Consider the following 23,492-nt stretch of genomic DNA (forward strand, 5'->3'; position numbering starts at 1 on the left):
CCCGGATGGACCGCATCCGCCCTACACCGACGCGGTGCGTACCCCTGTCGGCGGTTCCCGGCGCTCCCCGTCGGACCGTCGTCCCGGACCGGCTCCCGGGCGCAGCCGCTGGCTGATCACCTGCGAGATGCCGTCGCCCTTCATCGTCACCCCGTAGAGCGCGTCGGCGGACTCCATGGTCAGCTTCTGGTGCGTGATCACGATCAGCTGGGAACTCTCCCGCAGCTCCTCCATGATGCCGACCAGCCGGCGCAGGTTGGTCTCGTCCAGCGCCGCCTCCACCTCGTCCATCACGTAGAACGGGCTGGGTCTGGCCTTGAAGATCGCCACCAGCAGCGCGACCGCGGTCAGCGAGCGCTCGCCGCCGGACAGCAGCGACAGCCGCTTGACCTTCTTGCCGGGCGGGCGGGCCTCCACCTCGACCCCGGTGGCAAGCATGTCGTCCGGGTCGGTCAGCACCAGCCGGCCCTCCCCGCCCGGGAAGAGCCGGGCGAAGACGCCCTCGAACTGGGCGGCGGTGTCGTGGTACGCCGCGGTGAACAGCTGCTCGACCCGCTGGTCCACGTCCCGGACGATGTCCAGCAGGTCACGCCGGCTGCGCTTGAGGTCGTCCAGCTGCTCTCCGAGGAACCTGTGCCGTTCCTCCAGCGCGGTGAACTCCTCCAGCGCCAGCGGATTGACCTTGCCGAGCTGCTGGTACGCCTTCTCGGCGGCCCTCAGCCGCTTCTCCTGCTCGGCCCGCACGTACGGGTACGGCTCCCCCGGCTCCTGCCCCTCCTCGGGCGTCGCGGGCGGGACGGGAGTGTCCGGTCCGTACGCGGCGAGCAGTTCGCCGCCGTCGATGCCGAACTCCTCCAGGGCCCGGGACTCCAGCTGTTCGATCCGCAGCCGCTTCTCCGCCCGCAGCACCTCGTCCCGGTGCCCGGCGTCGACCAGCTTGTCCAGCTCCTCCTTGAGGCCGCGGCCGTGCTCGCGGTGCTCGCGCAGCTCCTCCTCGCGCTCGGCACGCGCCCGTTCGGCGGCCGCCCGCCCGGCGTCCGCGCGCGCCAGCGACACCTCCAGACAGGCCAGCAGCTGCCGGGCGCCCGCCGCGACGGCGTTCGCCACCCCGGCGTCGTGCTCGGCCCGCCGACGGCGCTCGGCGGCCCGGGCGCGCGCCTCGCGCTCGGCGTGGGCGGCCCGGTCCAGCTGGTCGGCACGTCCGGTCAGCGCGCGGACCCGCTCCTCGTGGGTGCGCACCGCGAGCCTGGCCTCCAGCTCGGCCTGACGGGACGTGCTCGCGGCCTCCGCGAGCCGCTGCTGCTCCGCGGTGTCAGGTTCGTCCTCCCCCGCGTCCGCCGACTCCTCGGCCGCGGCCAGCCGCTGCGACAACTCCTGCGCGGTGTCCAGCAGATCGGCGAGGCCCTGGTCGGCGCGCGCGGCGGCGGCCGACAGCCGTTCGGCCTCCCCGGCCACGGCACGGGCCTGCCCGCCGAGGCGGCCGAGCGCTCCCGCGACCTCGGCCCGCCCCTTCTCCGCCTGCCGCCTCAGCTCGCCGAGCCGATCCACCTCGGCGGCCGACTCCCTTCGGCGCGCGGTGAGTTCGGCCAGCAGCCCGGACGACTCGGCGCAGCGGACGGTGAGTTGCTCGATCGCCCGGGCCGCTTCGGCCACGGCCGCCTGGGTCTCCAGCAGGCTCGGTGCTCCGGCGGAGCCGCCGTGCGCGAAGCCGGCGCCCAGTCGGTCCCCGTCGGCGGTGACGGCGGACAGCCCGGGGCCCCCGGCCGACGGCCCGGGGTGCGCGGTGACCAGCCGCAGCGCCGCGTCCAGGTCGGCGACCACCACCACCCCGGCCAGCAGCTGCCGGACGGCGCCGATCAACTCGGCCGGGCCGTCGACCAGTTCGGCGGCCCAGCGGGCCCCTTCCGGCAACTCCGCGGTCCCGTCCGGCCCGTCGGCCGCACCGGCGATCAGCAGCGCGGCCCGCCCGGCGTCGTCCGCCCGCAGCAGCCGCAGCGCCTCGGCGGCGGCGGACGGCGAGTCGACGGCGACCGCGTCGGCCGCCGCGCCGAGCGCCGCGGCCACCGGCACCTCGTACCCGGCCTCGATCCGCAGCAGCGCGGCCGCCGGGCCGAGCAGTCCGCCCAGCCGCTCCCCCGCCGCCAGCAGCGCGCCGGTGCCGTCCTTGCGGCGCAGTCCGAGCGCGAGCGCCTCGTGCCGCGCGGTGAGCCCGGCCCGCTCGCGCTCGGCGACGCCGGCCGCCTCCCGGGCGGCGGTGAGCTCCCGTTCGACGGTGGCCAGCCGCTCGCGGGCCTCCCGGTAGCCGGATTCGGCCCGTTCGTGGTCCCCGGCCGCACCGTCGACCTGCTGCTGGAGCGCGTCCAGTTCGCCCTGCGCGGCCTCGGCGCGCAGCAGCGCGTCGTCCCTCGCCTCGGTGAGCCGCCCGATCTCGGCCTGTGCGGCGGCGGCCTTGGAGCGGGCGGCGCCGGCCTGTCCCTGCAGTCGGGCCAGTCCCTCCCGGCGGTCGGCGATGGCCCGGGCGGCGTCCCGCAACCGGCGCTCCTCGGCGGTCAGCGCCCGTTCCAGCTCGCCCTTGCGTTCGACGGCCTCGGCCAGCGCGTACTGCGCCTCCTCCAGCGCCTCGGCCAGCGCGGCCTCCTCCTCGCGGACCCGCTCCGCCTCCCGTTCCAGTTCCTCCGGGTCGCGGCCGCGCCGCTCCTCGACCTGGCCCCCGGCGGTGGCGTGCCGCGCCCGGGCCCCGGCCAGGCCGATGGTGCCGCGGGTGCGTTCGGCGAGTGCGGAGAGCCGGTACCAGGTCTGCCGGGCGGTCTCCAGGCTCGGTCCGAGCTGCTGGACCTGGGCCTCCAGGAGGCGTTCGCGCTGGACGGCGCGGGCCAGTTCCTGCTCGACGGTGGTGCGGCGCAGCCGCAGCGCGAGTTCGTCCGCGACCTCGGCCTCGACGGCCCGGCGGAGCGTGGCCAGGTCGTCGGCGAGCAGCCGCAGCCGGGCGTCGCGCAGGTCGGCCTGGATCCCGGCGGCCCGGCGGGCGATCCGGGCCTGCCGGCCGAGCGGGCCGAGCTGGCGGCGCAGTTCGGCCACCAGGTCCTGGACCCGGTTGAGGTTGGCCTGCATCGCGTCCAGCTTCCGCAGCGCCCGTTCCTTGCGCTTGCGGTGCTTGAGGACGCCGGCCGCCTCCTCGATGAAGGCGCGGCGGCCCATCGGGTCGGCGTGCAGGACGGAGTCGAGCCGGCCCTGCCCGACGATGACGTGCATCTCACGGCCGATGCCGGAGTCGGAGAGCAGTTCCTGGATGTCCAGCAGGCGGCAGGTCTCGCCGTTCAGCGCGTACTCGCTGCCGCCGTTGCGGAACATGGTCCGGGTGATGGTCACCTCGGAGTAGTCGATCGGCAGGGCTCCGTCGGTGTTGTCGACGGTGAGGCTGACCTCGGCGCGGCCGAGCGGGGCGCGCCCGCTGGTCCCGGCGAAGATGACGTCCTCCATCTTGCCGCCGCGCAGCGACTTGGCCCCCTGCTCGCCCATCACCCAGGACAGCGCGTCGACCACGTTCGACTTGCCGGAGCCGTTCGGGCCGACCACGCAGGTGATGCCCGGTTCGAAGCGCAGCGTGGTGCTGGAGGCGAAGGACTTGAACCCGCGCAGCGTCAGACTCTTCAGGTGCACGCGGCCGGTCTCCTCGTCGCTCGCCAGGGCCCCAGCGTGCGACTGTATCCGGAGCCGGACACGACGAAGGGACGCCACATCAGGGCGTCCCTTGCAAGCTGCGTCCCTTTCGGGGCGGCTCAGTGCACAGCGGCGTCGATCTGCGAGGACCGGGCGGGACTCAGGTGAGAGCCGGCTCCCGCTGATCCAGATCGATGCTGTTGAGCAGCGAGTGCTCGTCAGCGACAGCGGTGAGAGCGTCGTTCTCGGCCTGAATCCGAAGAAGCTCGGCTTCGAGGTCCTGGACGCGCTGCTGAAGCCGTCGCATCTCGGAGAGCATTCGCGGGTCGGGGCCGCCGACGTACCCGAGAAGCGCCTTTGCCATGATGAATGGTCCTCCACGCTGAGTGACCGAACCGGAACGGTCCAGGTCTAGGGGGAAGGGGGACGCACGCGCGGCGCGCCACCGGAAGTGCTGGCTGGGCACTACGGCACAACCACCGTGAGCTGGGCTCACGAGGGCATGCGCCTGCCGGATAAACGCGGTCGTGTGCGCGGGTTTCCAGCGTCTCACCAAAGACGGAAAGGGTCAACACGATCACCGCACGCTACCGCGCCCGTGTCACCTGCCCGGCGGTGTGGTCACGCCTGGGGGCCTTCGGGACGGGTCCACCTGGTGCTCGTGGATCATCGTTCGATGCGGAGTCAACCACGAGTCTGCCCGGATGGCAACCTCGTGACACCGACAGTTCCGGATCTTTTCCCGGGCGCTCCGGCGGTGGTCCTCCGGGGGGCGGCTCAGCGGATCTCGAAACCCTCGTAACCAGGGCCGACGGCCGTCCAGATCTCGGTCACGCCGCTCACTCTGCCCGGGGTTCCGGGGCCTCGCAGCAGGGCCAGCAGCTGCTCGCAGTCGGGTGCGAGCCCTTCGGCGACCACCTGGACCCGGCCGTCGCCGAGGTTCCCGGCGTAGCCGGTCAAGCCGATCTCCAGCGCCCGTGCCCTGGTCCACCAGCGGAACCCGACCTCCTGGACCTTCCCCCGGACCCAGGCGGTGACCCGGACCGGTTCCTCACTGTGGGCGTCGCGACCGTGCATGCCCCGACCCTAGCGGCCCGGGTGCCCAGGCACAGCTCGGGCCCGGGCGCGCGGGCCGGGGTGTGCGGGCCCGGACACGGGTGCGGCCCCGCCGGAAGGACCGGCGGGGCCGCACGGGGTGGGGCGCTCGGGTCGGGCTACCAGTCCCCGCCGCCGCCGAAGTCCCCGCCACCGCCGAAGTCGCCACCGCCGCCGCCGAAGTCACCCCCGCCGAAGCCGCCGAAGTCACCGCCGTTGAAGTCGGCGCCGGTGTAGTCGCCGCCCTCGTGCTGGTCCTGGTAGCCGTGGTGGCCGCCGTCCATCATGGGCGCCGCGGCGTAGGCCGGGGAGCTCATCATCGAGCCGAGCATGGTGCCGACCAGCAGGCCGGGCAGCAGGCCGCCGCCGAAGCTGCTGTAGTAGCCGCCCGCGTACGGGGCGTACGCCGGGCCGGCGTTCCAGTACGGCTGCGGGCCCTGGTCGGTGTCGACCGTGCGGACGGCCGGGTCGAGGCCGGCCGCCACCCGGTCCGCGTCGGCCTGGCAGACCGGGACGGAACGGGGGGAGCCTCCGGCCGGGGCCCAGTCGACGTCCTTGACGGACGGGCCGTGGCGCGGGTCCATGAAGCACGGGGGACGGCGCTCGGGCAGCGGGCGCTTGTCCCGCCGGGCGCTCAGGGTGGCGAGCGCGAAGCGGCCGTCCTCGATCGCCTCGGTGACCTGCTTGACGTCCTCCGGCCGCTTGGCCTCGTCCATCAGGCGCTTGGACTTCTCGTAGGAGTCCAGGGCGTGGGTGTAGTCGGTGCGCTGGACGTCGTCGGCGTCGGCCGCGGCGGGGTTGAAGTCGAGCCGGTCCAGCTCCTCGCCGAAGGCGGTGATGTCCTCGTCGACCACCCGGCGCAGCTGGTCCAGCTCGGCACGGGCCTGCTCCTCCTTGCGCTTCTTGGCGCGGCGGAAGAGGAGGAAGACGCCGGCCCCGGCCAGTGCCACCAGCACGAGCGGGATGACCACCCAGGCGATCGAGGTGCTGTGGTTGACGCCCTCGCCCTTGGTCTGCGGGGCGGCCTGGTCCACGAAGTCGTTCAGGGTGGCGTCGATGTCGCCGTTGTGGGAGCGGAAGGCGGCGCCGGAGATCCGCTCCGGGAGGCCGGCGCCCAGTGCGCCGCGGTCCGCCCGGGCCGCGAACTGGTTGCCGCGCCAGATCCCGTAGACGCCGTCGACGCCGACCATGGTGCGCAGGTCCTTGAAGACGGTGTCCTTGCCGTAGGCCGGCGAGTCCGGGACGACGGCGATGAAGATCGGCTTGTCGGCCTTGTCGATCTTCTTGGTCAGGGCGTCGGCCTGGTCCTGGCTGAAGCGGTCGGCCATCGCCGGGTCGACGTAGACCTTGCCCTTCTTCAGGGTGGCGGAGGCGTCGCTCAGTCCGCCGGCGGCCGACGCGGCCGGCGCCAGCAGGAGCAGCAGCCCGAGCAGCGCCACCACCAGGGCAAGCGGCCCGGCGCCCCGGGAAGGTCGTGCAAGGGTTCTCATGCCACCGACGCTACCGTGAGCGGCGCCGGAGCACGCCATACCCTTCGCATACTGGTTATGACAAGGCTCCCCGCCGTCCGCCGGGGCCGCTCCCCTTCTCGGGGATGATGTTTCCCCCGACCGACCCTGAGGCGGACGGGGCGCGGGAACCGCAGGAGGCGCCCGCGCGTACGTCCCGGCGGGTCCGGCCCGATTCCGGGACGCTCCGGGGGGCGTGCCGACCGTACCGCGCGGACGGGCATAGTGGTGCCGGACCGCCGGTCCCATTGCCTTTTCTTGACCCAGCCTGTTCCTGACCCAACTCCCGATCGGAGCACCCGGTGATCATCGGCCTCGTCACGGCAGTGGCGGCATCCGCCTGCTACGGCACCGGCTCGGTCCTGCAGGCCGTCGGATCCCGCCGTTCCGCCCGCGAGGAGGCCGCCAGGGGCGCCACCACCTCGACCACCGAGCACGGCGGCCCGAGCCTGTCCTCGACCGCGAAAGCCGCCGTCACCTGGGAGTTCATCCTCGGCACGGTGCTCGACCTGATCGGCTTCGGACTCGGCGCACTGGCCGCGCGGCTGCTGCCGCTGTTCCTCTCCCAGACCATCATCAGCGCCAACCTGGTGATCACCGCACTGCTCAGCATCAAGCTGCTGGGCCTGCGGCTCAAGCAGCTGGAGTGGGCCTCGATCGGGGTGCTCTGCTCGGCGCTGGTGCTGCTGGCCGTCTCGGCGGGCCCGGAAGGCGGCCACCACGCGGCCATGTCCTTCCACTGGTGGCTGCTGATCATCACCACCGTGCTGCTGGTCGGCGGCAGTCTGCTGGTGCGGCGGATGGGCGCGAGCGGCGCGATCGTCGCCGGTCTGCTCTCCGGCCTCGGGTTCGGCGCCCTGGGCGTCGGTGTGCGCATCCTGAACGGCGTCCAGCCGTTCGACCTCGGCGCTCTGCTCTCCGACCCGGCGCTGTACGCGATCCTGGTCGGCGGCCTCGGCGGCATGTACATCCACACCGTGGCGCTGCAGATCGGCTCGGTGAACGGGGCGACGGCCGCACTGGTGGTCGGCGAGACGGTGCTGCCCGGCGCGGTCGGCGTGATCTGGCTCGGCGACTCCTCCAAGGCCGGCCTGGGCTGGCTCGGCGTGTTGGGCTTCCTGCTCGCGGTGGTGTCCGCGGTCGGGGTCGCCTACTTCGGCCAGGACACCCACGGCACGCCCGGCGACACCGACGCCGAGCAGCCCGAACTCGCCGGCCGGAACAGGGCCTAGCGTCGGCTCAGTCCCCGCTGCGGGCCCGCGGCACGCGCTGGCAGCGGGGGCAGAAGTAGCTGGAGCGGTTCATCCAGGCCGCCCGCCGGATCGCGGTGCCGCACCGGCGGCAGGGTTCGTGCTCGCGGCCGTAGGCGTCGAGGTCCCGGGAGAAGTAGCCGCTCTCGCCGTTCACGTTGACGTAGAGGCTGTCGAAGCTGGTGCCGCCGACGGCGAGCGCCGCCGTCATCACGTCCCGGGCGTTGGCCAGCAGCAGGGCGCCCTGCGGGCGGGTCAGCGTCGCGGTCGGACGGTCGTAGTGCAGCCTGGAGCGCCACAGCGCCTCGTCGGCGTAGATGTTGCCGACGCCGCTGATCAGGGTCTGGTCGAGCAGCGCGCGCTTGACGGTGGTGCGCTTGGCGCGCAGCGCGGTCACGAAGGCCCCGTCGTCGAAGCGCGGGTCGAGCGGGTCGCGGGCGATGTGCGCGATGGAGACGGGGGTGCCCTCGGGGTCGCCGTCCTCGGCCTCCTCGACGGCCAGACCGCCGAAGGTCCGCTGGTCGACGAAGCGCAGTTCGCGGCCGCCGTCGGTGAAGCGCAGCCGGACGCGCAGGTGCGTCTCGTCCGGTACCGACGGGTCCTGGACGAGGAGTTGGCCGCTCATCCCGAGGTGGCCGATCAGCGAGAAGCCCGCGCCGGTGCCACCGGCGAGCGGCACCCACAGGTACTTGCCGCGCCGTTGCGCGGTGCCGAGGGTGGTGCCGGTCAGTCGAGCCGTGAAGTCGACCGCACCGGCCGGCTGGCGGCGCACCGCGCGCGGGTGCAGCACCTGGACGTCGGCGACGGTCCGCCCGGCGACCCAGCGGGCCAGACCACGTCGGACGACCTCGACCTCGGGGAGTTCGGGCACGGGAAACGCCTCCTGCAGGAACGATCAGCAGGAGAAGGCTACTTCAGGCGGCCACCGGTCGGCCGCCCGCTGTGCTAGCCCTGGGCGCCGGCCGGCAGGCGGTCGGCGTACTTCTCCTTGATCGCGCGCCACGCGCTCTCGGCGGCCTTCTGCTCGGCTTCCTTCTTCGAGCGGCCGACGCCGCTGCCGAAGTCCTCGCCGGCCACCCGGGCCGCCGCGGTGAAGGTCTTCTCGTGGTCCGGACCGGACTCCATGACCACGTACTCGGGGACCCCGATGCCCACCGAGGCGGTGAGCTCCTGGAGGCTGGTCTTCCAGTCCAGTCCGGCGCCCAGCTGAGAGGACTCCTCGATCAGCGGGTCGAACAGGCGGTGGACGAACTCGGTGGCGGCGTCGAGACCCCGGTCCAGGTAGACGGCGCCGATCACGGCCTCGACGGTGTCGGCGAGGATCGACGACTTGTCGCGACCGCCGGTGCCCTCCTCGCCCTTGCCGAGGCGGATGAACGCGCCGAGCTCCAGGCCGCGGCCGACGTCCGCGAGCGCGCGGGAGTTGACCACCGCGGCGCGCAGCTTGGCGAGCGTGCCCTCCGGCACGTCCGGGTGGACGCGGTAGAGGGTGTCGGTCACCACCAGGCCCAGCACCGAGTCGCCGAGGAACTCCAGGCGCTCGTTGGTGGGCAGACCCCCGTTCTCGTACGCGTACGAGCGGTGGGTCAGGGCACGCACCAGAAGGGCGCGCTCGAGCGTGTACCCGAGGCGCCCTTCCAGGACGTCGTATTCGGTCGAAGCCGGCCCGCCGGCCTTGCCTCCGCCCGAAGAGACCTTCGGGGCGGTGGACGCCTTGCGAGTGGAGTTACCGTCCGACATCGATCCGTGCACCCCGCCGATCAGACCGAGAGGACCTGGCGACGGTTGTACGTGCCGCAGCTCGGGCACGCGATGTGGCCCAGCTTCGGCTCGTGGCAGCGGTCGCACGCCACGAGGGCCGGGACGACGGCCTTCCAGTTGGACCGACGGTGGCGCGTGTTGCTGCGCGACATCTTCCGCTTCGGAACAGCCACGGCTACTTCTCCTGGTTCTCGGCGAGACCCTCACGGGTGTCGCTGGTCTTGGTTCCGTCACCCTCGTCGCCGGGGGCGGCGGAGAGTCCCTGCAGTGCCGCCCACCGGGGGTCGGCGGCATCGTGGTGGTGCGCCGGGTCGTCGCTCAGGCGCGCTCCGCACTCGGAGCACAGGCCCAGGCAGTCTTCCTGGCACACCGGCTGCAGCGGCAGTGCGAGCACCACCGCGTCACGCAGCACCGGCTGGAGGTCGAAGAAATCGCCCTCCAGACGGTAAGTCTCTTCTTCCGAGTCCTCGTCGAGGTCCTCGGTCCCGGTGGTCCGGGCGCGGTGGCGCTCGTCGGACTCCGGGTAGTAGTACAGCTCCTGGAAGTCCACGTCGATGTCGAAGTCGACGGGCTCCAGGCACCGGACGCACTCGCCCTCGACGTGGGCCCCGGCGGTGCCGGTGACCAGCACGCCCTCGACCACGGACTCCAGGCGGAGCTCCAGCTCGATCGGGCTCTTCTCCGGGACGGCGATCACGTCGATGATCCCGAAGCCCTCGGGGGCCTCCAGGGTCCGGCTCACCTTGCGCATCGCACCCGGACGGCGGCCGAGCTCGTGCGTGTCGAACACGAGGGGGTCGCGGTGGTCGAGGCGGTTCACGGTGTCCTGACTTCCATCGGATTGAGTGATCGGTGGCGTCTCCATCACGTCGGCGTCACGCGGGCAAGCGAAAAGCCGGACATGGGGATGCCGGAGTGGTCAGACTACCGGAGTCTCCCGCCAGGCCCAACTTCGGTCCCGGCGGGAGGCTCCGCGCAGGTCCGCCGAGCGGTCGCGCGGGTCCGCTCAGCGGCCGCCGAGCTCCCGCAGCCTGGTCATGTCGATCATGCTGGTGTCGAAGAAGCTGGTCTCGTCCAGGCCCTGCTGCTGCTGCGGCACGGCCGGCGGGGCGGCGGGCGGCTGCGGGTAGTCGTAGCCGTCGTACGACTGCGCGCCGTATCCCTGCTGGGGCTGCTGGGGCTGCTGCTGGTAGCCGTAGCCGTCCTGCTGCTGGGCCGGGTAGCCGTGCTGCTGGTAGTCGCCGGTCTGCTGCTGGCCCCACTGGGTGTTGTACGGGTCACCCTGGCCGGCCGGGTCGTAGCCGCCGCCGTACACCTCGGCGTACTGCCCGCCCTGCTGCTGGGCGGCCGCGTACTGATCGGACCCGGGGGTCTGCCAGCCGGCCGCGGCCGGGGTCTGCTCGGGCCAGGTCTGCTGCTGCGGGACGTCCTCGCGGTACCAGGCGATGTCCTCGCCGTCGGCGTCCGCGGCGAAGCCCGCCGCCACCGCCTCGGCCCGCTCCTTGGCCTGCTGGGCCTCGTCCGCGGCGGCCAGGTACGCGCCCAGCTCGTCGATCGGCCGCTTGCCGAGCAGCTTGTCGCGACCCTTGCCGACCGCCTCCAGGGTCGCGCCGAGCACGCCCTCCAGGGTGGCGAGCTTCACGTCGACGTACTCGTCCACCTCGGGGCTCGGGCTGAGCCGCTGCGGCCGGAACTCCTCGCCGTCGCCCTCGCCGTCGTGCTCGGCCTCGAAGACGCCGGTGTCGCCGCGCAGCTTGCTGCGGCCGCGGCCGACCGCGCCGAGGGTCTTGGTCAGCACGACCTCGAAGTTGGCGAGCTTGCTGTCCACGTAGTCGTCGGCCTCGGCCCGCTTGGCGTCGACCTCGGAGCGCGCCTCAGCGAGGATCCGGTCGGCCTGGGACTGCGCCTGGCGGACCACCTCGGTGTCCGAGATCAGCGAGCCGCGCTCGCTGTGCGCCCCCTGGATGATCCGGTCGGCCTCGGCCTGGGCGCCGGCCACCACCTGCTCGTGGTCGGCCATCACCGACTGGGCCTGGGCCAGTTCGGCGGGCAGGGCCGCCTTGAGGTCGTTGAGCAGGCCGATCAGCTCGGCCCGGTTCACCACGCAGGAGGCCGACATCGGCATCGAGCGGGCGTTCTCCACTGCCGCCACGATCTCGTCGACCTTGTTCTGCACGTCCACGGGGCTTCGTCTTTCCGTGTGCCGCCGACGGTCCGGCGGAGGCAGGCCCGGCGCGGTGGACCTCACCGCAGGGCAGGAATACAGACTGTACGGCCACCCCGGGGCCGGGTCACAACGCCCGAGCCGAACGGGCCTCCGGGCCGAAGGACAAGGCGTGACGAACCGGCAGAAAAGGACAACCGGCCGCCTACTGCTCGGCCTTGCGCTCCGCGATCCGCTCGACCAGCCGCCGGTGCACCATCTCGGGCAGCAGGTGCGAGACGTCGCCGCCGTACGAGGCGACCTCCTTGACCAGCGTCGAGGAGAGGAAGCTGTACGTCGGCGAGGTCGGCACGAACAGCGTCTCCACGCCGGTCAGGCCGTGGTTCATCTGGGCCATCTGCAGCTCGTAGTCGAAGTCGCTGACCGCCCGCAGGCCCTTGATGATCGCGGGGATGCCGCGCTCCCGGCAGAAGTCCACCAGCAGGCCGTGGTGCGACTCGACCACCACGTTGCCGAAGCCCGCGGTGACCTCCTCGATCAGGCCGATCCGCTCCTCGACGGTGAACATGCCCTGCTTGTTCCGGTTGATCAGGACCGCGACATGCACCACGTCGTAGAGCTTCGAGGCCCGCTCGATGATGTCGAGGTGACCGTTGGTGATCGGGTCGAACGATCCGGGGCAGACGGCTCGGCGCATGGCGTGTGTGCTCCCTCGTGGGGTGACGGCTCGTGCGGGCCCGCGGCCCGCTACTCCTGTGGGTCGGCCGCGGCGGCGCGACCGTACCAGAGCGTGCCCTCGCCGTAGCGACGGGAGCGCAGGCCCTCGAAGCCCTCGGGCCAGCCGAACTCGCCGCCGCGGGTGCTGCGCTCCACGGTGACGAGTGTGTCCTCCGCGAGCCACCCCCCGGCCAGGAGTGTGATCAGCATCTCCCGGAGCTCCTCGTCCGTCACGGCGTACGGCGGGTCGAGGAACACCAGGTCGTACGGGCTCTGCGGGGGCGGGCCGACGACCACCTTCTCCGCCTTCGAAGCCCGCACCTCGGCGCCCGGCAGGCCGATCGTGCGGACGTTCTCCCGGATCACCCTGGCCGCCTGGCCGTCCGCCTCGACCAGCAGGACGTGCTCGGCGCCGCGCGACAGCGCCTCCAGACCGACCGCGCCCGATCCGCCGAACAGGTCCAGCATCCGGGCCCCGTGCAGGGTGCCGCGCAGTGCCTCCAGCGTGGAGAACATCGCCTCGCGGGCCTTGTCGGAGGTCGGTCGGGTGCCCCGGCCGGGCGGTACGGCCAGTCGGCGGCCGCCTGCCGCCCCGGCGATCACGCGGGTCATGGTGGTGGGAGGTCCTTTCGTCGCTGCCCGACCACGCTATCCCGACCACCGCCGACCCGATCACCGCGCTCACGCCGAACGGGCGCGGCCCGGCGGGGTGCGCCCGCCGGTCCGCGCCCGCACACCCGGACGGTCAGCTCGCCTCGGAGCCCGCCGACTGGGCCGGAACGGTCGCACCGAGCAGGGCCGGCGAGGCGTAGCGCGACCAGGACAGGCAGCCGTCGGGCGGGCAGAACTCGGGGCGGCGCGGGTCGTGCCCGAGCTCGCGCAGCTTGGTCCGGACGGAGTCGGGCGTGCGGCCGAAGCGGGCGGCGATCCGGGCGACGGTCTCGCCGTCGTGGAAGCGCCGGACCAGCTCCTCCTCGTGCTGCGGCACCCAGGGGGCGCCGTGGCCGGGGTACAGCTCGCGCAGCACGTCACGGTCGGGGATGGGCTCGGAGACGTCGGCGACGATCGCCAGCGCCCGCAGCGCGCGGTTGAGCGCGATCCGCAGCGAGGCGACGTCCTCGACCGGCAGGCGGAGCTTGCCCGAGGCGAGCGGTGCGGCGGCCGCCCCCTCGCGCCAGCCGGTCAGGGTGAGGGTGACCTCGCGGTCGTCGTCGCTGGCGAGTTCGATCCGGAAGACCTTGTCGCCCAGCGGGAGCTCGTTGAGATGACGGAATGCCATGGCATGACCCCCAAGTGTCGCGCCAGGTACGCACCTTGAGGGTGCGTCCTGAACACCTTCATTCTCTCGCGGGGGTCTGACAATTCCCGGGCCGGACGGGTGCGACCGGACCGGCTCAGCCCTTCTCCATGTAGGCCGCCCGGTCCTCGTCGATCAGGCTCTCCAGCACCGTGCGCAGCTCCGGGTGGGCGGCCAGCTCCGGGTCCTCGGCGACCAGCCGGGTGGCCTCGGTCCGCGCGGTGAGGATGACCTCCTCGTCCTCCAGCACCGAGAGCACCTTGAGCGAGGACTTCACCCCGGACTGCGCCTGGCCCAGCACGTCGCCCTCGCGGCGCTGTTCGAGGTCGATCCGGGACAGCTCGAAGCCGTCCAGGGTGCCCGCCACCGCGTCCAGCCGGGCCCGGGCGGCGCTGCCCCCGGGCATCTCGCTGACCAGGAGGCACAGGCCCGCCGCGCTGCCGCGGCCGACCCGGCCGCGCAGCTGGTGGAGCTGGGAGACGCCGAAGCGGTCGGCGTCCATGATGACCATCGCGGTCGAGTTGGGGACGTTGACGCCGACCTCGATGACGGTGGTGGCGACCAGGACGTCCACCTCGCCGGCCGAGAACCGGCGCATCACGTCGTCCTTGGCCTCCGGTGCGAGCCGCCCGTGCAGGATCTCCACCCGCAGCCCGGAGAGCGGGCCCTCGACCAGCTTCCGGGCCGTCTCCACCACCGAGAGCGGGGGCCGTCGTTCGTCGCTCGCGGCGCCGAGGTCGGCGACCTCCTCGAAGTCCTCCCCGGCCGGCTTCCGCTTCTTCTTCGCGTCGCCCCCGGCCGGGGCCGCGGGCTCCTCGTCGTCCCCGATCCGGGGGCACACCACGTACGCCTGGTGGCCCTTGCCGACCTCCTCGCGGACCCGCTCCCAGGCCCGGGCGAGGAAGTTGGGCTTCTCCAGCGCCGGGACGACGTGGGTGGAGATCGGCGAGCGGCCGGCCGGCAGCTGGTCCAGGACGGAGGTCTCCAGGTCCCCGAAGACGGTCATCGCGACGGTGCGCGGGATCGGCGTCGCGGTCATCACCAGCAGGTGCGGCGGCTGCTCCCCCTTGGCGCGCAGCGCGTCCCGCTGCTCGACGCCGAAGCGGTGCTGCTCGTCGACCACGACCAGGCCGAGGTCCTGGAACTGGACCTTGTCCTCGATCAGCGCGTGGGTGCCGATGGCGAGGCCGGCATCGCCGCAGGCCATGTCGAGCAGTGCCTGGCGACGGGCGGCGACACCCATCGAGCCGGTCAGCAGCACCACCCGGGTGCCGTGGTCGGAGCCGCCGAGCATGCCGCCCTCGGCCAGGTCCCCCATCATCTCGACGATCGAGCGGTGGTGCTGCTGCGCGAGCACCTCGGTGGGTGCCAGCAGGACGGCCTGGCCGCCCGCGTCCACGACGGCGAGCATGGCGCGCAGCGCGACCAGGGTCTTGCCGGAGCCGACCTCGCCCTGGAGCAGCCGGTGCATCGGGTGCTCGGTCGCCAGGTCGGCGGCGATCTCGGCGGAGACCTTCTGCTGGCCCTCGGTGAGGGTGAACGGCAGCCGGGCGTCGAAGGCGTCCAGCAGGCCGCCCGCGCGGGCCGGGCGCGGCTTGGCGGGCAGCGCGGAGTCGGCGGCCCGGCGCTGCGCCAGGGCGACCTGGAGCACGAAGGCCTCGTCCCAGCGCAGCCGGCTCTGGGCCCGCTCGCGGTCGGCCTGGCTGCGCGGTCGGTGGATCAGCTCCAGCGCCTCGGGCAGCGGGACCAGGTCGTGCCGCTCGCGCAGTTCGGCGGGCAGCGGCTCCCCGACGTCGCCGAGGTGTTTGGTGAGCGCGGTCTCGATGCAGATCGACAGCTTCCAGCTGGGCATCTGCGCGCTGGCCCCGTACACCGGGATGAGCCGGCCGGCGAACTGCCGCGCGGCGTCCGACCCGGTGTCCTCGTCGAGGAGCTGGTAGTCCGGGGAGACCAGCTGGCGGGAGCGGTTGAAGACGCCGACCTTGCCCGCGAACAGGCCCTGGGCGCCGGCCTTGAGCTCCTTCTGCCGCCAGCCCTGGTTGAAGAAGACCAGCGAGAGCCGGCTGCGGCCGTCGGTGACGACGACCTCCAGGCGGTCGCCCTTGCGGCCCCGGAACGGGATCAGGGTGACCTTCTCGATCCGGGCCAGCACCGTGACGTGTTCGTCGACCTCCAGCTCGTCCAGACTGGTGAGCTGGCCGCGTTCGACGTAGCGGCGCGGGTAGTGGTGCAGCAGGTCCCCGACCGTGCGCAGCTTGAGGCTGTCGGCGAGCACCTTCGCGGTGCGGTCGCCGACGAGTTTGGTCAGTGGTTCATCGAGAGCGCCCATCAGCGCCCTGTTTACACCACGGGACCGACAAACCGGGCCTCCCGCCGCCCGCCGCCCCGCCCGGGCGACGTGCCGCCGCGCTACTCCACGCCGATGAGCAGTGGTGCCGGTTCCTGTCCTCCGTGGAAGACCACCGCGTCCACCTCGGGCCGCCGGTGCCGCACGTGCGCGACCAGCCGGTCGGCGAGCGCCTCGTCGGTGCCCTCGCCGAGGATCAGGGTGACGAGTTCGCCGCCCGCGCCGAGCATCCGGTCCAGCACGCTCTCGCCGACCTCCTCCAGTCCGCCGCCGATCACCGCGACGTCGCCGTCGATCAGCCCGAGCACGTCCCCGGCCTGGCAGACCCCGGCCATCGTCCAGGACTCCCCCTCGGCGACGGCGAGTTCGGCGTAGCGGGTGGCCCCGGCGGCGGAGGTCATGGCGACCACGTCCTCGTCGAAGCGGCGGCCGCCCTCGTGCACCGCGAGCGCCGCCAGCCCCTGCACCGGCGAGCGGGTGGGCAGGACGGCGATCCTCACGCCCTCCTCGCGCAGCTGGTCGGCGGCGGCCCCGGCGGCGGCGCGCAGTTCCGGGTCGTTGAGCAGCAGGACGACCTCGCGGGCGGCCGAGCGGCGCACGGCGGCGGCGAGTTCGGCGCTGGCCGGCGGGCGGTCCGGGTCGGCGTGCAGGACGACGGCGCCGGCCTGCTCGCACAGCTCGGCCAGGCCCCCGCCGGAGACCACGGAGAGCACCGCGCGGGCCCGCTCCTCGCGCTCGCCGTGCTCGGGCGCGGTACTGCCGGCCCGGGCGGCGGCCTCGGCGAAGTGCGTGATCCGGATCTGGTGCGGCCGCCCGGCCCCGACCCCGGCCTCCACTGCGGCGCCCGCGTCGTCCACGTGGACGTGCACGTTCCACAGGCCGTCGCCGCCGCCGATCACCAGCGAGTCGCCGAGCTCGGAGAGCCGCCCGCGCAGCGCGGGCAGCGCCTCGTCGGGCGCGTCCAGCAGGTAGATGACCTCGAAGGCGGGGTGCCCGGGGCCCGGCGGCCGGACGTGCACCTCGCAGCTCTCGACGGCCCGGACGTCCCCGCGCAGCGCGACCGGCCCCATCGGCTGCTGCCCGGCGACGGCGTCGGCGAGCGCCCCGAGGACGGCCACCAGGCCGCGCCCGCCCGCGTCCACGACGCCGTTCTCGGCCAGCACGGCGAGCTGCTCGGGGGTGTGCCGCAGGGCGTCCCGGGCGGCCCGGTACGCGGTGTCGGCGACCTGCGAGAGGCCGTCCCCGGCCCGGACGGCCTCCCGGGCGGCGACCCGGGCGACGGTCAGCAGCGTGCCCTCGACGGGCTCCGCGACGGCCTGGTAGGCGGAGTCGGCGGCCCGCTGGAGGGCGGCCCGCAGCTGGTCGGCGCCGCCACCCTCGGCCAGCGTCTCGGCGGTGCCGCGCAGCCACTGGGCGAGGATCACGCCGGAGTTGCCGCGGGCGCCGACCAGCGCGCCGCGGGCCATCGCGCGGACCGCGTCGGCCAGTCCGGGGGCCGGCTCGGCGGCGGGGTCGGCGAAGCGGCTCTCCACCTCGGCGGCGGCGGACTCGACGGTCAGGTAGAGGTTGGTGCCGGTGTCGCCGTCCGGGACCGGGTAGACGTTGAGCGCGTCGATCTCCTCGCGGGCCTGGCCGAGCGCGCGCAGCGCGAGCTGGCACCAGGTGCGCACGGCCGGGGCGTCGAGCGTGTGCAGCACCAGGGCTCCTCCGGGTGGGCCGCGATGGCCTGTGGGGCGGCAGCACGGTCACGGCTGCGGCGAGGGGTGATACCGGCAGGTTATCGGGGTGCGGGGAGGGCCGTCCGGACCCGGCGACCGGAGCGATCACTCAGCCGGTCATGGTAGTTTCGTGGGACGGAAGCAAGCGTTGTATGCTCTTCCGGTTGCCTGGAACCGTCCAGGCTCACCCCCTTGTCCGGTCTGGTTCACGCGAGTGCTCCGGTGGGTGAGCGGGGTTTTCGAAAGTATCTGATCTGAAGTCTTGGAGTGACTCCTGTGGCTGCCAACTGCGACGTCTGCGGCAAGGGGCCGGGCTTCGGCAACAGCATCTCCCACTCTCACCGCCGTACCCCCCGTCGTTGGAACCCCAACATCCAGACGGTGCGCGCTGTGATTGGGCGGACGCCGAAGCGGCTCAACGTCTGCACCTCGTGCATCAAGGCCGGTAAGGTCTCGCGCTGACGCGCAGACCGGCATGCCGGTCCTCCAGTGAGTCGGTTCATCCCCGGATGGACCGGCTTCGCTGTTTCCATGACCGGCTACGCCGATTCCGGACTCACCACTGGTGGGCGGGCTCCTTCGGGGACCCGCCCACCAGTGTTTTCGTCCGGTCGGTGCTTCCGTCCGGGTGCGTCCGTTCCCGTCCGGGCTCGTTCCCGTCCGGGGTCGTTTCCGTCCCGGCCCTCAGCGCCAGCGCCAGGCGTGGTCGACCGGCCCGATCCCGGCGCCCAGCGCGAAGCCCCCGGCGATCGCGCCGGTGATGTACTCCTTGGCCGAGCCCACCGCCTCCGGCAGCGGCTCGCCCTTGGCCAGGCCGGCCGCGATCGAGCTGGCCAGGGTGCAGCCGGTGCCGTGGGTGTGCCGGTTGTCGTAGCGCGGCGCCCGGTACCAGTGCTCCTCCCCCGGCCCGCCGTACAGCAGGTCGGCGGCCTCGCCCTCCAGGTGGCCGCCCTTGACCAGCACCCAGCGCGGTCCGAGGTCGAGCAGCGCCTTGGCGGCGTCCAGCATCTGCCCCTCGTCCTCGACGGTCCGGCCGGTGAGCTGCGTCACCTCGTGCAGGTTGGGGGTGGCCAGGGTGGCGACCGGCAGCAGCTTCTCGCGGACGGTGCCGACGGCCTCCGCGGCCAGCAGCGCGTCCCCGTGCTTGGAGACGCCGACCGGGTCGACCACCACCGGGGCGTCCACGTCGGCCAGCAGCTCCGAGACGGTCTCGACCAGTTCGATCGAGGCGAGCATGCCGGTCTTCACGGCCTGCACCCCGATGTCGTCCACCACGCTGCGGAACTGTGCCCGGACGGCTTCGGCGGGCAGTTCCCAGTAGCCCTGGACGCCGAGCGAGTTCTGCGCGGTGACGGCGGTGACCACGCTCATCCCGTGGACGCCGAGGGCGAGCATCGCCTTGAGGTCGGCCTGGATGCCGGCGCCGCCGCCGGAGTCGGAGCCGGCGACGGTGAGCACGCGGGGAGGAGCACCGGAGGGGCCGTGCGGAGCGGGCCGGCCGGCGGCGGGGGCGGGAGACGGGTGGACCATGCCCCCAACCTACCCGCGCCGGTTCACAGCACGGCTTCGGACTCCACCCAGCGGTCCTCCGGCACCGTCTTCAGCCGGGTCACCGCGGCGGCGATCGGCAGCAGTTCGATCCCGGTCCGGCGCAGCGCGGTGAAGTGCCCGAACGCGCCCCGGTGGACGGCCTCCACCGCGTGCCAGCCGAAGCGGGTGGCGAGCACCCGGTCGTAGGCGGTCGGGGTGCCGCCGCGCTGGGTGTGGCCGAGGATGACCGGGCGGGCCTCCTTGCCGAGCAGGTCCTCCAGCTCGTGGGCGAGCCGGTTGCCGATCCCGCCGAAGGTCCGGTGGCCGTACTGGTCGACGGCGCCGTGGTCGAAGCGCATGGTGCCGGGCATCGGGGTGGCGCCCTCGGCGACGGCGATGATGGCGAACTTCTTGCCGCGCGAGAAGCGGTCCTCGACCATCCGGGCCACCCCCTCGATGTCGAAGGGCTTCTCCGGGATCAGGATGCCGTGCGCACCGCCGGCCATGCCCGCGGTGAGGGTGATCCAGCCCGTGTGACGCCCCATCAACTCGACCACCATGACGCGCTGGTGGGACTCGGCGGTGGTCTTCAGCCGGTCGATCGCCTCGGTCGCGACGTGCACCGCGGTGTCGAAGCCGAAGGTGACGTCGGTGGCGTCGATGTCGTTGTCGATGGTCTTCGGCACCCCGACCACCGGCAGTCCGGCGTCGCTGAACAGCTTGGCGGCGGTCATCGTCCCCTCGCCACCGATCGCGATCAGCGCGTCGATGCCGATGTCCCTGGCCAGCACCTCGGCGTTCTCCACCGCCCAGGCGATCCGGTCGCGCCGCACCCGGGCCGAGCCCAGGACGGTGCCGCCGAGGGTGAGCAGACCGGTGACGTCGTCGTGCGAGACCGTCCGGGTGCGGCCCTCGATCAGGCCGAGGAATCCGTCCAGGATGCCGACGATCTCGTCGCCGTGGACGTCCGTGCCCCGGTGCACCACCGAGCGGATCACCGCGTTGAGGCCGGGGCAGTCGCCGCCGCTGGTCAGTACACCGATGCGCATGTCAGGTGTGCTCCCGCTCGCAGTGGTTCGGGCCGCCCGCGCCGGACGGGCGGGCGGGCTCGGATGCCGCAAGCCTACGCAAAACGCACCCCCGAATCCCGTCCGCCGCACGCCCGGAGCGTCATGCGACGCACCGGCGTCCAGTGCCCATCGGCCGTACGCCGTAGGTCATTCGGCGAAGTGGTCCCAGCCGCCGACCCGGTCCCAGGGCGCGCCGTCCACCGTCACCCGGCCGCTGCGGCTGCCCGTCGGACGGCCGGTGACCTCGCCCACCACCCGCCAGCGGGCCGGGAGTTGGACCCCGCGTGGGAAGGTCGCCACGATCGCGTGGTCCTCGCCGCCGGAGAGCACCCAGACCAGCGGGTCCACCCCGACCGCCTGGCCGATGTCCGCCATCTGCGCCGGGACGTCGAAGTCGGCGGCCTTCAGGTCGATGTCGACCTCGCTGGCCCGGGCCACGTGGCCGAGGTCGGCGACCAGCCCGTCGCTCACGTCGATCATCGAGGTCGCGCCCAACTCGGCCGCCGCCGGGCCCGCGTGGTACGGCGGCTCGGGCCGGCGGTGCGCCTCGACGAAGGCGCGCGGGGAGCGGAAGCCGCGCTGCAGCACGGTCAGCCCGGCGGCCGACCAGCCCAGCCAGCCGGTCACCGCGATCACGTCGCCGACCTGCGCGCCGGAGCGCGTCACCGCCGCGCGCCCCTGCAGGTCACCGAGCGCCGTGATGGCGAGCATGACGGTGTCGCCGCGCACCACGTCGCCGCCGACCACCGTCGCCCCGGCGACCTGGCACTCGTCGCGCAGCCCGTCCATCAGCTCGGTCGCCCACGTGGTCGGCAGATCGGCGGGGGCGACCAGACCGAGCAGTATCGCGGTCGGCACCGCCCCCATCGCGGCCACGTCGGCGAGGTTCTGGGCGGCGGCCTTGCGGCCCACGTCGTACGCGGTGGACCAGTCCCGGCGGAAGTGCCGGTTCTCGATCAGCACGTCCGTGGTCGCCACCACCCGGCCGTCCGGAGCCCGCACCACCGCGGCGTCGTCACCCGGGCCGAGGTCGACCGCATCGGTGAGCGGTACCCGGGCGGTCAGCTCCCTGATGAGGCCGAACTCGCCGAGTTCGCCCACGGTCCCCTGCATCTGCCGTCCTCTCGCGTTTTCATCCGATCCGGTCCCCGTCGCGCTCCCCCGCGCGCAGCGTACGCCCTTCGGGGGTGCAGAAGTCTCCCCTCCCCGGCCCGCTGCGCGGTAGCGTGGTGATCAGACTGCCGGTGAGCCCGTTCCACCCCCCGACGCCTGACCGGGCGATCACGGCGGCGATCCCCGTAACCGGCCGCCGGGAGGTCCTCGTGGTACAGGCATACATCCTGATCCAGACCGAAGTAGGGAAGGCCACCGCGGTGGCCGAGCTGATCTCCGAGATCCCCGGCGTGCTCACCGCCGAGGACGTCACGGGCCCCTACGACGTGATCGTCAAGGCCGAGGCCGGGACGGTCGACGACCTGGGCCGCATGGTCGTGGCCCAGGTCCAGAAGGTCGAGGGCATCACCCGCACCCTCACCTGTCCCGTGGTCCACCTGTAAGTCCCGGCTACCATCGGCGCGTGACCAGAGAACCCCGCCTCCCCCGGGCGCTGACCGCGCTGCCGGCGCCCGTGCGGTGGCTGGCCCTGCCCGTCGCGCTGGCCTGCACCGTCGTGGTGCTGGTCGGCGCCTGGGGTTCGGGCGACGGGAAGATCGAGGTCCCGAGCCCGAGCGGCAAGGCGGCGGAGTACTGCAGGGCCCTGGCCGCCGCGCTGCCGCAGGACCTGCTCGGGCACGCCCGCAAGGACCCGTCGCCCGCCTCGCCGTACGTGGCCGTCTGGGACAGTTCGCCCCGGACGGTCCTGCGCTGCGGCGTCGACCGGCCGGAGGAACTGGACGGGGAGCACGCCACGGACCTGTCCCCGACCGTCGACGACGTCACCTGGTGGTCGCAGAAGCTCGACGACGGCGGCTACCGCTTCGTGACGACCATGCGCGCCGCCTACGTCGAGCTGACCGTTCCGTCCGGGGCCGCGAAGAACCCGCTCGACCCGGCCACCGTGCTCAGCCCGCTGGTCAGGGACAACGTCCCCGGCTGACCCGGGGAGCAGGACGCGACGGGCGGGACCGACGACGGCCGGCACGCGCGGAGCGCCGGACAGGGCGTACGGAGGGCGGGCCGGGAAGACCCCGGCCCGCCCTCCGGCCGTACGGACCGCTAGCGCAGCCCGGTCGAGCGCCGCAGCGCCGTCTGCAGCAGCCGGTCGATCAGCTCCGGGTACGAGACGCCGCTGGCCTCCCACATCTTCGGGTAGGCCGAGATCGGGGTGAAGCCGGGCATGGTGTTGATCTCGTTGATCATCCAGGTGCCGTCCTCCAGCAGGAAGAAGTCCACCCGGGCCAGGCCCTCGCAGCCGAGCGCCTCGAACGCCTCGATCGCCTGGCGCTGGATCTCGGCGGTCTCCTCCGCGGTGAGCTTCGCCGGGATCTGCACGTCGGAGGAGTCGATGTACTTGGCCTCGAAGTCGTAGAAGTCGAAGCCGTCACCGACCAGGACCTCGCCGGCCACGCTGGCCCGCGGGCCGTCCTCGAACTCCAGCACGCCGCACTCGATCTCGCGACCGGTCACGCCGGCCTCAAGGATCAGCTTGGGGTCGTGCCGGCGGGCCTCCTCGATCGCGGCGTCGAGGTCGGCCAGGTCCTTGACCTTGGTGATGCCGATGCTGGAACCGGCCCGGCAGGGCTTCACGAACAGCGGCAGGCCCAGCTCGGCGGCCCGCTCGCGCACCGCGGCGCGGCCCGCCTCGGTCTCCCAGTCGCGCGGGCGCACGATGGTGTAGTGGCCGACGGCCAGGCCGTGCGAGGCCAGGATCCGCTTGGCGAACTCCTTGTCCATGCCGGCCGCGCTGGCCAGCACGCCGTTGCCGACGTACGGGACGCCCGAGAGCTCCAGCAGGCCCTGCAGGGTGCCGTCCTCGCCCCACGGGCCGTGCAGCAGCGGGAACACCACGTCGACGTCGCCGAGGGCCTTGGGGGCGCTCCCCGGCTCGCTCAGAAGCACCTCCCGGTTGCCCGGGGCGACCGGCAGCGCGACCTGCGCGTCGAGGGACTCGGCGACGTGTGCCACGTCGGGCAGCTTGCCGTCGGTGATGGCCATCCGGGCCGGCTCGTCGCTGGTCAGCGCCCAGCGGCCCTCGTGCGTGATGCCGATCGGCAGCACGTCGTACTTGTCGCGGTCGATCGCCCTGAGCACACTGCCCGCGGTGGAGACCGAGATGGCGTGCTCGGAGCTGCGCCCGCCGAAGACCAGCGCGACGCGCGGCTTCGGGGCGGACGGGTTCGGGGAGGACTGTTCGATGCTCATATCGGGTTTGAGACT

General features: G+C 73.3%; 22 protein-coding genes. 4 read left to right on the top strand and 18 right to left on the bottom strand.

Going from position 1 to position 23,492, the window contains the following annotated elements; translation table 11 throughout:
- Positions 1 to 21 precede the first annotated feature (21 nt).
- The 4 genes from smc to ACFV04_RS08500 form a co-directional block, all read right to left on the bottom strand.
- Positions 22 to 3,660 carry a chromosome segregation protein SMC gene (gene smc, locus ACFV04_RS08485; protein ID WP_380527703.1) on the bottom strand — a complete coding sequence of 1,213 codons (3,639 nt, stop codon included), beginning with the start codon at positions 3,658 to 3,660 and terminating at the stop codon, positions 22 to 24.
- Between the two features lie 160 nt (positions 3,661 to 3,820).
- Entirely contained in the window at positions 3,821 to 4,024 is a 204-nt protein-coding gene (locus ACFV04_RS08490) for a hypothetical protein (RefSeq protein ID WP_360262049.1), read from the bottom strand.
- Between the two features lie 413 nt (positions 4,025 to 4,437).
- Positions 4,438 to 4,737, bottom strand: a complete 300-nt coding sequence (locus ACFV04_RS08495; protein WP_380348273.1) for an acylphosphatase — start codon at positions 4,735 to 4,737, stop codon at positions 4,438 to 4,440.
- A 137-nt stretch (positions 4,738 to 4,874) separates the two neighbouring features.
- Complete coding sequence (locus ACFV04_RS08500) at positions 4,875 to 6,245, bottom strand: hypothetical protein (RefSeq protein ID WP_380527706.1); 1,371 nt, start codon at positions 6,243 to 6,245, stop codon at positions 4,875 to 4,877.
- Positions 6,246 to 6,565: 320 nt separating this feature from the next.
- Here ACFV04_RS08500 and ACFV04_RS08505 point away from each other — a divergent pair, with 320 nt between their 5' ends.
- Complete coding sequence (locus ACFV04_RS08505; RefSeq protein WP_380348269.1) at positions 6,566 to 7,495, top strand: hypothetical protein; 930 nt, start codon at positions 6,566 to 6,568, stop codon at positions 7,493 to 7,495.
- Between the two features lie 7 nt (positions 7,496 to 7,502).
- Here the strand turns inward: ACFV04_RS08505 and mutM are convergent, their stop codons facing one another.
- The 10 genes from mutM to ACFV04_RS08555 form a co-directional block, all read right to left on the bottom strand.
- A complete protein-coding gene (gene mutM, locus ACFV04_RS08510) occupies positions 7,503 to 8,384 on the bottom strand; it encodes a bifunctional DNA-formamidopyrimidine glycosylase/DNA-(apurinic or apyrimidinic site) lyase (RefSeq protein WP_360262045.1) in 882 nt (293 codons plus the stop codon).
- A gap of 74 nt (positions 8,385 to 8,458) precedes the next feature.
- On the bottom strand, positions 8,459 to 9,253 hold the full coding sequence (rnc, locus tag ACFV04_RS08515; RefSeq protein WP_380348267.1) for a ribonuclease III: 795 nt from the start codon (positions 9,251 to 9,253) through the stop codon (positions 8,459 to 8,461).
- Between the two features lie 20 nt (positions 9,254 to 9,273).
- Complete coding sequence (gene rpmF / locus ACFV04_RS08520) at positions 9,274 to 9,447, bottom strand: 50S ribosomal protein L32 (RefSeq protein WP_030056747.1); 174 nt, start codon at positions 9,445 to 9,447, stop codon at positions 9,274 to 9,276.
- Positions 9,448 to 9,449: 2 nt separating this feature from the next.
- Positions 9,450 to 10,139 carry a YceD family protein gene (locus ACFV04_RS08525; protein ID WP_380348265.1) on the bottom strand — a complete coding sequence of 230 codons (690 nt, stop codon included), beginning with the start codon at positions 10,137 to 10,139 and terminating at the stop codon, positions 9,450 to 9,452.
- A gap of 141 nt (positions 10,140 to 10,280) precedes the next feature.
- The gene (locus ACFV04_RS08530) at positions 10,281 to 11,456 is read right to left on the bottom strand and encodes an ATP synthase F0 subunit B (RefSeq protein WP_380527709.1); all 1,176 of its coding nucleotides are present in this window, start codon (positions 11,454 to 11,456) and stop codon (positions 10,281 to 10,283) included.
- A gap of 187 nt (positions 11,457 to 11,643) precedes the next feature.
- Positions 11,644 to 12,135, bottom strand: a complete 492-nt coding sequence (gene coaD, locus ACFV04_RS08535; RefSeq protein ID WP_360262041.1) for a pantetheine-phosphate adenylyltransferase — start codon at positions 12,133 to 12,135, stop codon at positions 11,644 to 11,646.
- A 50-nt stretch (positions 12,136 to 12,185) separates the two neighbouring features.
- Positions 12,186 to 12,767: a 16S rRNA (guanine(966)-N(2))-methyltransferase RsmD gene (rsmD, locus tag ACFV04_RS08540; RefSeq protein ID WP_360262040.1), complete on the bottom strand. Its 582-nt coding sequence runs from the start codon at positions 12,765 to 12,767 to the stop codon at positions 12,186 to 12,188.
- A 133-nt stretch (positions 12,768 to 12,900) separates the two neighbouring features.
- The gene (locus ACFV04_RS08545) at positions 12,901 to 13,434 is read right to left on the bottom strand and encodes a hypothetical protein (RefSeq protein ID WP_360262039.1); all 534 of its coding nucleotides are present in this window, start codon (positions 13,432 to 13,434) and stop codon (positions 12,901 to 12,903) included.
- A gap of 115 nt (positions 13,435 to 13,549) precedes the next feature.
- On the bottom strand, positions 13,550 to 15,781 hold the full coding sequence (gene recG, locus ACFV04_RS08550; protein WP_380348260.1) for an ATP-dependent DNA helicase RecG: 2,232 nt from the start codon (positions 15,779 to 15,781) through the stop codon (positions 13,550 to 13,552).
- 80 nt (positions 15,782 to 15,861) lie between these two features.
- Positions 15,862 to 17,496: a DAK2 domain-containing protein gene (locus tag ACFV04_RS08555; protein WP_380348258.1), complete on the bottom strand. Its 1,635-nt coding sequence runs from the start codon at positions 17,494 to 17,496 to the stop codon at positions 15,862 to 15,864.
- A 297-nt stretch (positions 17,497 to 17,793) separates the two neighbouring features.
- Here ACFV04_RS08555 and rpmB point away from each other — a divergent pair, with 297 nt between their 5' ends.
- Positions 17,794 to 17,979, top strand: coding sequence for a 50S ribosomal protein L28 (gene rpmB, locus ACFV04_RS08560; protein WP_014138233.1), 186 nt, complete (start codon positions 17,794 to 17,796; stop codon positions 17,977 to 17,979).
- Between the two features lie 222 nt (positions 17,980 to 18,201).
- Here rpmB and thiD read toward each other — a convergent pair whose 3' ends face one another.
- The 3 genes from thiD to ACFV04_RS08575 all read right to left on the bottom strand — a co-directional run bounded on the left by thiD (position 18,202) and on the right by ACFV04_RS08575 (position 21,230).
- Positions 18,202 to 19,047 (bottom strand): bifunctional hydroxymethylpyrimidine kinase/phosphomethylpyrimidine kinase, encoded by an 846-nt coding sequence (gene thiD, locus ACFV04_RS08565; RefSeq protein ID WP_360262036.1) that lies wholly within the window; start codon positions 19,045 to 19,047, stop codon positions 18,202 to 18,204.
- A gap of 23 nt (positions 19,048 to 19,070) precedes the next feature.
- Positions 19,071 to 20,096: an ATP-dependent 6-phosphofructokinase gene (locus tag ACFV04_RS08570; protein WP_380348256.1), complete on the bottom strand. Its 1,026-nt coding sequence runs from the start codon at positions 20,094 to 20,096 to the stop codon at positions 19,071 to 19,073.
- Between the two features lie 168 nt (positions 20,097 to 20,264).
- A complete protein-coding gene (locus ACFV04_RS08575) occupies positions 20,265 to 21,230 on the bottom strand; it encodes a thiamine-phosphate kinase (RefSeq protein ID WP_380348254.1) in 966 nt (321 codons plus the stop codon).
- A 209-nt stretch (positions 21,231 to 21,439) separates the two neighbouring features.
- On the opposite strand from ACFV04_RS08575, the gene ACFV04_RS08580 reads away from it, so the two are divergent.
- Together ACFV04_RS08580 and ACFV04_RS08585 are read left to right on the top strand one after the other, a co-directional pair.
- Positions 21,440 to 21,673: an Lrp/AsnC family transcriptional regulator gene (locus ACFV04_RS08580; protein WP_380348252.1), complete on the top strand. Its 234-nt coding sequence runs from the start codon at positions 21,440 to 21,442 to the stop codon at positions 21,671 to 21,673.
- A gap of 20 nt (positions 21,674 to 21,693) precedes the next feature.
- Positions 21,694 to 22,212, top strand: coding sequence for a DUF3515 domain-containing protein (locus ACFV04_RS08585; RefSeq protein ID WP_380348250.1), 519 nt, complete (start codon positions 21,694 to 21,696; stop codon positions 22,210 to 22,212).
- Positions 22,213 to 22,331: 119 nt separating this feature from the next.
- Here ACFV04_RS08585 and ACFV04_RS08590 read toward each other — a convergent pair whose 3' ends face one another.
- The gene (locus ACFV04_RS08590) at positions 22,332 to 23,477 is read right to left on the bottom strand and encodes a D-alanine--D-alanine ligase family protein (RefSeq protein WP_380527714.1); all 1,146 of its coding nucleotides are present in this window, start codon (positions 23,475 to 23,477) and stop codon (positions 22,332 to 22,334) included.
- Positions 23,478 to 23,492 lie beyond the last annotated feature (15 nt).

Source organism: Kitasatospora sp. NPDC059599 (genome assembly GCF_042735125.1).
GTDB lineage: Bacteria > Actinomycetota > Actinomycetes > Streptomycetales > Streptomycetaceae > Kitasatospora.